Here is a 10,936-nt window from a genome sequence, read left to right as displayed (position 1 = left end):
TGAAAAGGTTATGTTATATTCATTTATGGAAATGCTAAAAAAAGCCTAACGAAAGAGTGGGGAAAAAACCCACTCTTTCCTATTGGAACTAGTTTTTTATGACGATTAAATAGATGTCCCTTTCTGAAACGCTGAAATTAAGGAGGAAAATATGAGCCAATCTATAACAGATCTCGTCAAAGAACTAGCATCGCCAATTCTTGAAAATTTGCAGCTGGAACTAGTAGATATTGAATATGTAAAAGAGGGAAAAAATTGGTATTTACGGCTTTTTATTGATTCTGAAGATGGTGTCGATATTGAAGAGTGTGGTATGGTAAGCGAACGTTTGAGCGAAAAGCTGGATGAAATCGATCCGATTCCTCACAACTATTTCTTGGAGGTATCTTCTCCAGGCGCTGAACGCCCTTTAAAAACAAAGGCCGATTTTGAAAAGGCTGTCGGGAAAAATGTCGCACTCAAAACTTACGAGCCGATCAACGGGGAAAAACATTTTGAAGGGGTTTTAACGGATTTTGACGGCGAGATTGCCACACTCGAAATAAGAGTGAAAACAAAAACTAAACAAGTGGAAATTCCTTGGGGAAAAATTGCAAAAGCTAGACTTGCCGTTTCATTTAATATTTAAGTGATGAGGAGGAACATCATTTTATGAACAGCCAACTTTTAGATGCCTTGACAGTATTAGAAAAAGAAAAAGGCATTAGTAAAGATGTCATTATAGATGCGATTGAAGCTGCCCTCATTTCTGCATACAAACGCAACTTTAACCAAGCGCAAAACGTGCGTGTCGATATTAATCGCGAAACAGGTACGATGCAGGTGTTTGCGAGAAAAGAAGTGGTGGAAGAAGTAACGGATCCCCGTTTGGAAATTTCCATCCATGATGCGATGAACATCAATCCCCAATATGAAATCGGCGATGTCGTTGAAATTGAAGTGACACCGAAAGAATTTGGACGAATAGCTGCACAAACTGCGAAACAAGTCGTTACGCAGCGAGTTCGTGAAGCCGAAAGAGGAGTCATTTATTCGGAATTTATTGATCGTGAAGAAGATATCATGACCGGAATCGTCCAAAGAACTGATCCCAAATATATATACGTAAGTCTAGGGAAAATAGAGGCTCTCCTCCCACAATCGGAACAGATGCCGAATGAAAAATACGAACCTCATGACCGAATTAAAGTATTCATTACAAAAGTAGAAAAAACAACAAAAGGACCACAAATTTTTGTTTCCAGAACACACCCGGGGCTGTTGAAGCGTTTATTCGAATTGGAGGTTCCGGAAATATATGACGGGACAGTGGAAATTAAATCAGTCGCCCGGGAGGCAGGTGACAGATCAAAGATTTCGGTTCATTCCGACAATCCGGAAGTTGACCCGGTCGGATCATGCGTTGGACCAAAAGGCCAGCGTGTTCAAGCAATTGTAAACGAGTTGAATGGCGAAAAAATTGATATCGTTCGCTGGTCTAAAAATCCTGTTGAATTTGTTGCAAATGCTTTAAGTCCTTCAAAAGTTTTGGACGTTATTGTCGATGAAGAGGAAAAAGCTACAACCGTCATCGTTCCTGATTATCAATTATCCCTTGCGATTGGCAAAAGAGGGCAAAACGCTCGCCTCGCTGCCAAATTAACCGGATGGAAAATTGATATTAAAAGCGAATCGGAAGCGAGAGAGCTGAACATCTATCCTCGCGAAGAGCATGATAGTTTATTCCAATTTGACAATACGGATGATGAACACGGAGAAGAACAAGACGAATAGAGGTGGTTACCAGTGGCAAAGCAAAAGAAAATTCCGATGAGAAAATGTGTGGCGACTGGCGAAATGAGACCCAAAAAGGAGCTTGTTCGAATCGTTCGTTCGAAAGAAGGAGAAGTTTCGGTTGATTTAACAGGAAAGAAAAATGGACGCGGTGCTTATATCACTCTTGATAAAGACTGCATTTTAAAGGCGAAAAAGAAAAATGTGCTATCCGTCCATTTAGATGCGCCTGTTCCGGAATCTATATATGATGAATTAATTCAGCTAGCTGAGAAGGAGAAACCTTCATTGCCATGAATGGACAATGGAAATCTTTATTAGGCCTTGCCTATCGGGCAAGAAAAGTGATTTCAGGAGAAGAACTTGTTTTGAAAGAGGTTCGAAATAAGCGTGCAAAACTCGTTTTATTGGCAGACGATGCTTCTTCTAACACGAAGAAAAAAATTACGGATAAATGTTCGTTTTATAAAGTTCCGCTCGTGATTGCCCCAAACCGATACGAACTTGGGCAATCGATCGGTAAGGAAGAAAGAGTAGTTGTTGCCGTGACGGAAGAAGGTTTTGCCAAGAAGTTGAAGCTTCTACTTGAATAACTACTTTGGGGGTGAACGTATGGGTAAAATGCGAGTATATGAATATGCAAAACAACAAAATATAACGAGCAAAGAAGTAATCCATACATTAAAAGAAATGAATATAAATGTTGCAAACCACATGTCAATGATCGACAGCAATACAATTGAAAAACTCAATGGACGATATCAAAAGGAACAACCTAAGAAAAACGTTCAAAAAGATCATCAACCAAAACAAAAGGCAGAAAAGCATGCAGCATATGATGACATTCCATTTGATGACGATGAGGATATCGTATTGAACAAGAAAAAATCAGGCAAAAAACCTTCTCCAAAACGCGAGGAACGCAAACAAAACGTTCCGATTCAACAAACGAAACATAAAAACAAAAAAAATGGAAAGAAAAACAAAAAAGCGGTTCAAAATGAAGCTCCAAGCAAAAAAGAATTGCCGTCCAAAATTACGTATCAAGGCTCTTTAACAGTCGCTGAGCTTGCCAACAAACTCCATAAAGAACCGTCAGAGATCATTAAGAAGCTCATGATGCTCGGCGTCATGGCAACAATCAACCAAGAGCTGGAGAAGGACATTATCGAACTGATCGCTTCTGAATACGGCGTTGAAGTGGAAGAAGAAATTGTTTTCGATGAAACGGAATTTGAAAAGTATGAAATCGAAGACAAGGAAGAAGATCTTGTCAGCCGTCCTCCTGTTGTGACAATTATGGGGCATGTTGACCATGGGAAAACGACTCTTTTAGATTCCATTCGAAAAACAAAAGTGGCTGAAGGCGAAGCTGGAGGCATTACGCAGCATATCGGCGCTTACCAGGTTGAAGTGGAAGGGAAAAAGATCACATTTTTAGATACACCTGGCCATGCAGCGTTTACAACAATGAGAGCCCGCGGTGCTCAATTAACAGATATTACTGTTTTAGTCGTTGCTGCAGATGATGGTGTTATGCCGCAGACAGTTGAGGCAATTAACCATGCAAAAGCTGCGAATGTGCCGATTATTGTAGCGGTCAACAAAATGGATAAGCCGACGGCAAATCCTGACCGTGTGATGCAGGAATTAACGGAACATGGCCTTGTACCGGAAGATTGGGGCGGCGACACGATATTTGTGCCAATTTCGGCATTAAAAGGTGACGGAATTCCTGAACTATTGGAAATGATCTTGCTCGTTGCGGAAATGGAAGAGTTAAAAGCGAATCCGAATCGTCTTGCAACCGGTACGGTTGTTGAAGCAAAGCTTGATAAAGGCAGAGGTTCAGTTGCAACATTGCTTGTTCAAAACGGAACGCTTCGTGTCGGTGATCCAATTGTTGTCGGAAACACATATGGACGGGTGCGTGCGATGGTGAATGATGTCGGAAAACGTGTAAAAGAAGCTTTACCGTCCACTCCGGTTGAAATCACCGGTCTTCATGAAGTTCCATTAGCCGGCGACAGATTTATGGTATTTGAAGATGAGAAAAAAGCGCGTCAAATCGGTGAAGCCCGTGCAAAAAAACAGCTGGAAGAGCAGCGCAGCGAAAAGACAAAGCTAAGCCTTGATGATTTATTTGAACAAATTAAGCAAAATGATATGAAAGAAATTAATTTAATCGTCAAAGCAGATGTGCAAGGCTCCGTTGAAGCTCTTTCATCAGCTCTTCAAAAAATCGATGTTGAAGGAGTAAAAGTAAAAATCATTCACACCGGTGTCGGTGCCATTACGGAATATGACATCATGCTTGCCTCTGCTTCCAACGCTATTGTGATCGGCTTTAATGTTCGCCCGGATGTGAATGCGAAGAGAACAGCGGAAGCGGAAAACGTCGACATTCGCCTTCACCGCATCATTTATAAAGTGATCGAAGAAATCGAAGCGGCTATGAAAGGTATGCTTGATCCTGAATACGAAGAAAAAGTGATCGGTACCCTTGAAGTGCGGCAAACATTCAAAGTTTCTAAAATCGGTACAATTGCCGGCTGCTACGTCACAGATGGTTCTGTTACACGAGACAGCGGCGTTCGCTTAATTCGGGACGGAGTCGTGATTTTTGAAGGAGAAATTGACACTTTAAAACGTTTTAAAGATGATGTAAAAGAAGTTGCTCAAGGATATGAGTGCGGACTTACGATTAAAAACTTTAACGATATTAAAGAAGGCGACACGATTGAAGCGTTCATCATGGAGGAAGTTAAAAAATAATGCTCGGAATGGTATCATGTGAATGCATGATTTTTGAAGCTTCTTCTTTAAAAGAAAAACGTGCAGTAGTGCAACGAATTATAAAAAGACTGCAAAACAAATTTAATGTCAGTGTTGCAGAAATCGGCTTTCAGGATGCATGGCAGCGGACCGAAATCGGCATTGCCTGCCTTGCATCGAGCCGCGCCATCGCGGAAAAAGAACTGAACCAGGCATTGAAGTTGATCGATTCTTTTCCTGAAATTGAACGAACCATTACAACATTTGACTGGTTTTAGCAAATGAGGTGATGAAATGAGCCTAAGAGCAAACAGAGTAGCTGAACAGATGAAAAAAGAGCTAAGCGATATTATTGGCAGAAAAATTAAAGACCCGAGAATTGGATTTGTAACTGTAACGGACGTTCGCTTAACAGGGGATTTGCAAATCGCTAAAGTATATATTTCTGTATTGGGAAATGAGGAACAGAAGGAAAACACGATGAAGGCGCTGGCGAAAGCCAAAGGATTTATCCGCTCTGAAATCGGGTCGCGGATTCGGCTGCGGAAAACTCCGGAAATTCATTTTGAATTTGACGAGACAATTGATTATGGCAATCGAATCGAATCATTAATCCATGAATTGAAAAAAGAAGAAAGAGATCATGAAAGCTGAGGCATCCCGTTTCACAATTGTGTAACGGGTTCTTTTTTCATGATTGCAGCTGGCAAAAGGAAGGTGTGACTGTGGACGGCGTTCTTCTCTTACATAAACCTAGAGGAATGACTTCAAATGATTGTGTCCAAAAAGTGCGCAAATTGTTTCGAACGAAAAAAGCGGGGCATACTGGTACATTAGATCCGGATGTCTCAGGCGTGCTCCCTATTTGCATCGGCAAGGCAACAAAAATTTCGTCATATTTAATGGCTGAGAATAAGGAATACATCGCTGAAGTAACATTAGGAGCTGCCACTGAAACAGAGGATGCTTCTGGAAGCATTATTGCTGTAAAAGAAGTAAAGCTCCCGCCATCAAAAGAGGAAATTGAACGAGTGCTGGAAAGCTTTCGCGGAGAAATTGAACAAATTCCGCCAATGTATTCTGCAGTAAAAGTAAATGGAAAAAAATTATACGAATACGCGCGTGAAGGGAAAGTAGTCGAAAGGCCGAAAAGAAGGGTTGTCATTCATGCCATGCACCTTTTAAGCGATATAAAACAACATGACAAAACGGCTTCCTTTTCCATTCAAGTCTCTTGCTCAAAAGGGACATATATTCGAACTCTCGCGGTCATGATTGGAGAAAAATTAGGGTATCCTGCTCACATGTCTGAATTGGTGCGAATAAGATCCGGCCGTTTTCATTTACATGACTGCGTCACGTTTTCTGCGGTCGAGCAATGTTTAAAAACGGGAGATTTGCCAAACGGTTTTCTTACCATAGAGGAAGCATTAAATCAATTGCCGAAAATTAAAATAAATGATACATTAGCAAAGAAAGTAAAAAACGGAGCGATGTTGGAAATGAACGAGGATTTCCAGCATATTGGACAAAATGATGTTGTAGCAATATGGAATAATCGAGAAATTATTGCCATATATAAAAAGCATTCAGAAAAAAACAATGTGCTTAAACCCGTCAAGGTGTTAAAAACGAATGAATAGGTAAGAAAAGGGGAACTTTCGGTGAAAATGATAAAAATAACACATCCACACCATTTGGCAAAACAAAATGTGCCGAAATCGGTAATGGCGCTCGGATTTTTTGATGGAGTCCATAAAGGGCATCAAAAAGTCATTCAAACAGCTAAACAGAAGGCTGAAGAATTAAATGTTGAATGTGCGGTGATGACATTTGATCCGCACCCATCCATCGTCTTAAAAAAAAATATTCAACAAATAGAATATATTACTCCTTTACAAGAGAAACTGAAGTTTATTGAAGATCTTGGAATTGATCGATTGTATTTAGTCGAATTTACAGAAAGCTTTAGCTCGCTTCAGCCTCAACAATTTGTCGATCAATATATTATCGGATTAAATGCCATTCACGTTGTGGCCGGTTTTGATTTTACATTCGGCCGGTTTGGAAAAGGGACAATGGAAACTTTGCCTTTCTATTCAAGAGGAGCCTTTACGCATACGACGGTTGAAAAGCTGACAGACGGTGAAAGAAAAATCAGCTCTTCCCTCGTTCGAAACGCTATTAAAAATGGTGATGTTTCTTATGCATGCTCTCTTCTAGGGCGGCCTCATCAAGTATCCGGAAAGGTAATCCATGGAGAAAAGCGAGGGCGGACAATCGGCTTTCCAACCGCAAATATTGAACTAAGCGAATCCTACATTACTCCTCCGACAGGGGTATATGCGGTCAAAATCAGCATGAATGGGAAGGAATATGCGGGCATATGCAATATCGGTTATAAGCCGACATTTCATGAAAAAAGACCGGACAAGCCGAGCATAGAAGTTCATATTTTTGATTTTCATGAAGAAATTTATGATATAGATGTGACCGTAAAATGGTTCAAACGAATACGCAGTGAACAAAAGTTTTCTGGTGTGGAAGAATTAATTGCCCAAATCAAACGGGACATCAAGGAAGCTAAAGATTTTTTTCAGCGGCTGACAGAATCGGATAAAATCACGGCTGAAAAAAATTTTTAATGGAACCTCCTTGCTTTTTCTTGGGAAAAATAGTATTCTTATTCTTGTAACTTTTAACCGCTGCGTGGCAACGCGAGTCACCGACGCTTGCTAGGTAGCCGGGGATTATATTTAGGAGGTGGACAAGGATGGCTTTAACGCAAGAACGGAAAAATGAAGTGATTGAGCAATTTAAAACACATGAATCAGATACTGGTTCTCCTGAAGTGCAAATTGCTATCCTAACTGAAAAAATCAACATTTTAAATGAGCATTTGCGCGTTCACAAAAAAGACCACCATTCACGCAGAGGTCTTTTGAAAATGGTTGGGAAACGCCGTAATTTGTTGACGTATTTGCGCAATAAAGATGTTGCACGGTACCGTCAACTCATCAATAAACTCGGTTTGCGTCGTTAAGTTGTATGGAAGCGGGAGATTTCCCGCTTTTTTACTGTATTCAAAAAAGTTTATGACAGATTACATAAAAACGATATAGATTGAAAAGTTTAAAAATAACATTTTTGTACAATTTATGTGCGAAGATAGACTTTGTCAATGAAAGAGGGGTTCAAAACAAGTATGGATCAAGAGAAACATGTTTTTTCCATAGATTGGTCCGGACGGAAGCTGACTGTTGAAATCGGCCAGCTGGCGAAGCAAGCGAACGGCGCCGTTTTAGTCCGCTATGGAGATACGGTTGTTTTATGTACGGCAACCGCTTCGAAGGAAGCAAAAGGAGTGGATTTCTTTCCCCTAACGGTCAATTATGAAGAAAGGCTTTATGCTGTCGGTAAAATCCCGGGAGGGTTTATTAAACGAGAGGGTAGACCGAGTGAAAAAGCTATTTTAGCGAGCCGTTTAATCGATAGACCGATTCGCCCGCTGTTTCCAGAAGGGTTTCGCAATGAGGTTCAAGTAGTCAGCATGGTGATGAGCGTCGACCAAGATTGTTCTTCCGAAATGGCGGCTATGTTTGGATCTTCGCTCGCGCTGTCAATATCGGACATTCCGTTTGAAGGTCCGATTGCCGGAGTCACGGTCGGCCGCCTTGATGACCAGTTTATCATTAATCCAACTGTCGAACAGCTTGAGAAAAGCGATATCCATTTAATCGTAGCCGGCACGAAAGATGCCATCAACATGGTGGAAGCAGGAGCCAATGAAGTGCCTGAAGAAACGATTTTAGAAGCAATCATGTTTGGCCATGAAGAAATCAAACGTTTGATTGCATTCCAAGAAGAGATTGTAGAAAAAATCGGAAAAGAAAAAATGGAAGTCGAATTATATAAAATCGATGAGGAGCTTGAAAAAAGAGTTCGTGAAATGGCTCTTGCCGACTTATTGCAAGCTATCCAAGTGCCTGAAAAACACGCCCGCGAAGATGCTATTAATGAAGTGAAAGAGAAAACTGTCGCAATATTTGAGGAAGAAGAAGCAGATGAAGAAACGATTAAGCAAGTAAAAGAAATTTTGCACAAGCTCGTGAAAGAGGAAGTGCGCCGTCTCATTACAGAAGAAAAAGTGAGACCTGACGGACGAAAAATTGACGAAATCCGTCCATTATCGTCTTCCGTCGGAATTTTGCCGCGCACGCACGGTTCAGGTCTTTTCACCCGCGGCCAAACACAAGCTTTGTCTATTTGTACGCTCGGAGCTTTAGGAGACGTACAAATACTTGACGGACTCGGCGTGGAAGAATCAAAGCGGTTCATGCATCACTACAACTTCCCGCCATTTAGTGTCGGGGAAACCGGTCCGATGAGGGGTCCTGGCAGACGGGAAATTGGTCATGGAGCGTTGGGAGAAAGAGCGCTTGAGCCAGTCATACCTTCCGAGCGCGATTTTCCGTACACAATTCGTCTCGTTTCAGAAGTGCTTGAATCAAATGGTTCAACTTCACAAGCGAGCATTTGTGCAAGCACCTTAGCGATGATGGATGCCGGCGTGCCGATTAAGTCGCCTGTTGCTGGAATTGCAATGGGACTTGTAAAATCTGGTGACAACTATACGGTTTTAACAGATATTCAAGGCATGGAAGATGCGCTTGGTGATATGGACTTTAAAGTCGCTGGTACAGAAAAAGGCGTCACCGCGCTGCAAATGGACATTAAAATTAAAGGCTTGTCCCGTGAAATTTTAGAAGAAGCGTTAAAACAAGCTCGCAAAGGCCGCCTTGAAATTTTGAAATCGATGCTGGCGACAATCTCTGAACCGAGAAAACAATTATCGCCATATGCTCCAAAAATTTTAACCATGGTCATCAATCCGGATAAAATTCGTGACGTGATTGGACCTAGCGGAAAACAAATTAACAAAATCATTGAAGAAACAGGAGTAAAAATCGATATTGAACAAGATGGCACAATCTACATTTCTTCCGTAGACGAAGGAATGAATAAAAAAGCGAAGAAAATTATTGAAGATATTGTAAGAGAAATTGAAGTCGGACAAATGTATTTAGGAAAAGTAAAACGGATCGAGAAATTCGGCGCATTCGTGGAACTGTTTAACGGAAAAGATGGTCTTGTCCACATTTCTGAGCTTGCAGAAGAGCGGGTAGGAAAAGTGGAGGATGTTGTGTCAGTCGGTGATGAAATTTTAGTCAAAGTGATGGAAATCGATAAACAAGGTCGTGTCAATTTATCAAGAAAGGCCGTTTTAAGGGACCAAAAAGAGCAGCAAAAGTCTTGACCGGAGCCAGGGAAAACCCGGCTTCTTTTCCATTTTTGCGGTTGGCAGTTCTATCTTGTCCCCTTTTTTCATAGTTTTATAAGTGAAAAAGGGGATGTTGAGATGAAGCGAAAAAAAGGGAAAATAGCCATTTTTATATTGATCATACTTTTTTCTTATGTCATATTGGATAATCGTTATACATTGATCTTTCTCCAGCAATTAAAAGCAAAACATGAATTCGCTGTATCTGGCGGAGATTCGTTGTATCAAGAAATCGTTGCCAAAGCAAAAGAGTATGAAATTCCTCCGGAAAATGCTGAAATACATAGAGTTTGGAAAAAAACGCCCGGTTATAATGGGCGATCAGTCGACATTGACGAATCGTATAAGAGAATGAAGAAAAAGGGTTCTTTTGATCCGAAGCTTCTTGTATTCAAGCAAATTCCGCCTTCTGTTCATTTAAGCGATTTGCCGAACGAAGCGATCTACCGTGGACATCCGGATAAGCCAATGGTATCCTTTTTAATAAATGTTGCATGGGGAAATGAGTATCTTCCTAAAATGTTGGCCGTGCTAAAAAAGCACCATGTCAAAGCGACGTTTTTTTTAGAAGGAAGATGGGTAAAAGAAAATCCTGAACTGGCTAAAATGATTGTAGAAAGCGGCCATGAAATTGGAAATCATTCATACTCGCATCCAGATATGGCCCGCCTGCCGTCTGCAAGAATTAGACAAGAGATGGAAGAGACGAACAAAATCATCAAAGCGACGACAGGAAAAAACGTGAAATGGTTTGCGCCTCCAAGCGGCAGCTTTCGCAAGGAGGTCGTAGATATAGCGGCAGATATGAACATGGAAACGATCATGTGGTCTGTTGACACGATTGATTGGCAAAAGCCGCGGCCTGAAACGTTAATCAATCGAGTGATGTCAAAAATTCATAACGGCGCCATGATCTTAATGCATCCGACGTCATCGACCGCAGAGAGTCTAGATTCATTAATTAAAAAGATTAAAGAAAAAAATCTTTCCATCGGTTCACTTTCTAGTCTGCTGGATGAAAAACGTCTTGACTGATTGGAAGAACAG

Annotated in this window: 12 protein-coding genes; all 12 read left to right on the top strand. The window is 41.0% G+C overall.

Features of this window, described 5'->3' with window-relative positions:
• Positions 1-151 precede the first annotated feature (151 nt).
• The 12 genes from rimP to NSU19_RS11045 all read left to right on the top strand — a co-directional run bounded on the left by rimP (position 152) and on the right by NSU19_RS11045 (position 10,924).
• On the top strand, positions 152-628 hold the full coding sequence (rimP, locus tag NSU19_RS11100) for a ribosome maturation factor RimP (RefSeq protein WP_063386700.1): 477 nt from the start codon (positions 152-154) through the stop codon (positions 626-628).
• A 23-nt stretch (positions 629-651) separates the two neighbouring features.
• On the top strand, positions 652-1,773 hold the full coding sequence (gene nusA / locus NSU19_RS11095) for a transcription termination factor NusA (protein WP_063386701.1): 1,122 nt from the start codon (positions 652-654) through the stop codon (positions 1,771-1,773).
• 12 nt (positions 1,774-1,785) lie between these two features.
• The gene (locus NSU19_RS11090; RefSeq protein WP_063386702.1) at positions 1,786-2,070 is read left to right on the top strand and encodes a YlxR family protein; all 285 of its coding nucleotides are present in this window, start codon (positions 1,786-1,788) and stop codon (positions 2,068-2,070) included.
• Positions 2,067-2,366 carry a YlxQ family RNA-binding protein gene (locus NSU19_RS11085; protein WP_063386703.1) on the top strand — a complete coding sequence of 100 codons (300 nt, stop codon included), beginning with the start codon at positions 2,067-2,069 and terminating at the stop codon, positions 2,364-2,366. Before NSU19_RS11090 ends, NSU19_RS11085 begins: the two co-directional genes overlap by 4 nt.
• 19 nt (positions 2,367-2,385) lie before the next feature.
• Positions 2,386-4,548, top strand: coding sequence for a translation initiation factor IF-2 (gene infB / locus NSU19_RS11080; RefSeq protein WP_130156276.1), 2,163 nt, complete (start codon positions 2,386-2,388; stop codon positions 4,546-4,548).
• Positions 4,548-4,826: a DUF503 family protein gene (locus NSU19_RS11075; RefSeq protein WP_063386705.1), complete on the top strand. Its 279-nt coding sequence runs from the start codon at positions 4,548-4,550 to the stop codon at positions 4,824-4,826. The genes infB and NSU19_RS11075 overlap by 1 nt, the downstream gene beginning before the upstream one ends.
• Before the next feature lie 16 nt (positions 4,827-4,842).
• A complete protein-coding gene (rbfA, locus tag NSU19_RS11070) occupies positions 4,843-5,202 on the top strand; it encodes a 30S ribosome-binding factor RbfA (RefSeq protein WP_063386706.1) in 360 nt (119 codons plus the stop codon).
• Positions 5,203-5,309: 107 nt separating this feature from the next.
• Positions 5,310-6,191 (top strand): tRNA pseudouridine(55) synthase TruB, encoded by an 882-nt coding sequence (gene truB, locus NSU19_RS11065; RefSeq protein WP_339200013.1) that lies wholly within the window; start codon positions 5,310-5,312, stop codon positions 6,189-6,191.
• A gap of 21 nt (positions 6,192-6,212) precedes the next feature.
• A complete protein-coding gene (gene ribF / locus NSU19_RS11060; protein ID WP_339196516.1) occupies positions 6,213-7,193 on the top strand; it encodes a bifunctional riboflavin kinase/FAD synthetase in 981 nt (326 codons plus the stop codon).
• 128 nt (positions 7,194-7,321) lie between these two features.
• Positions 7,322-7,591 carry a 30S ribosomal protein S15 gene (rpsO, locus tag NSU19_RS11055; protein WP_063386709.1) on the top strand — a complete coding sequence of 90 codons (270 nt, stop codon included), beginning with the start codon at positions 7,322-7,324 and terminating at the stop codon, positions 7,589-7,591.
• 162 nt (positions 7,592-7,753) lie between these two features.
• Entirely contained in the window at positions 7,754-9,865 is a 2,112-nt protein-coding gene (pnp, locus tag NSU19_RS11050; RefSeq protein WP_063386710.1) for a polyribonucleotide nucleotidyltransferase, read from the top strand.
• 102 nt (positions 9,866-9,967) lie between these two features.
• Entirely contained in the window at positions 9,968-10,924 is a 957-nt protein-coding gene (locus NSU19_RS11045; protein WP_339196514.1) for a polysaccharide deacetylase family protein, read from the top strand.
• The last annotated feature ends 12 nt before the right edge of the window (positions 10,925-10,936 follow it).

Origin of the sequence: Aeribacillus sp. FSL k6-2211 (genome assembly GCF_037966125.1) — a bacterium.
Taxonomy (GTDB): Bacteria; Bacillota; Bacilli; order Bacillales; family Aeribacillaceae; genus Aeribacillus; species Aeribacillus composti.
The sequence above is the reverse complement of the archived record's forward strand: the minus strand, read 5'-3'. Positions and strand labels throughout refer to the sequence as shown.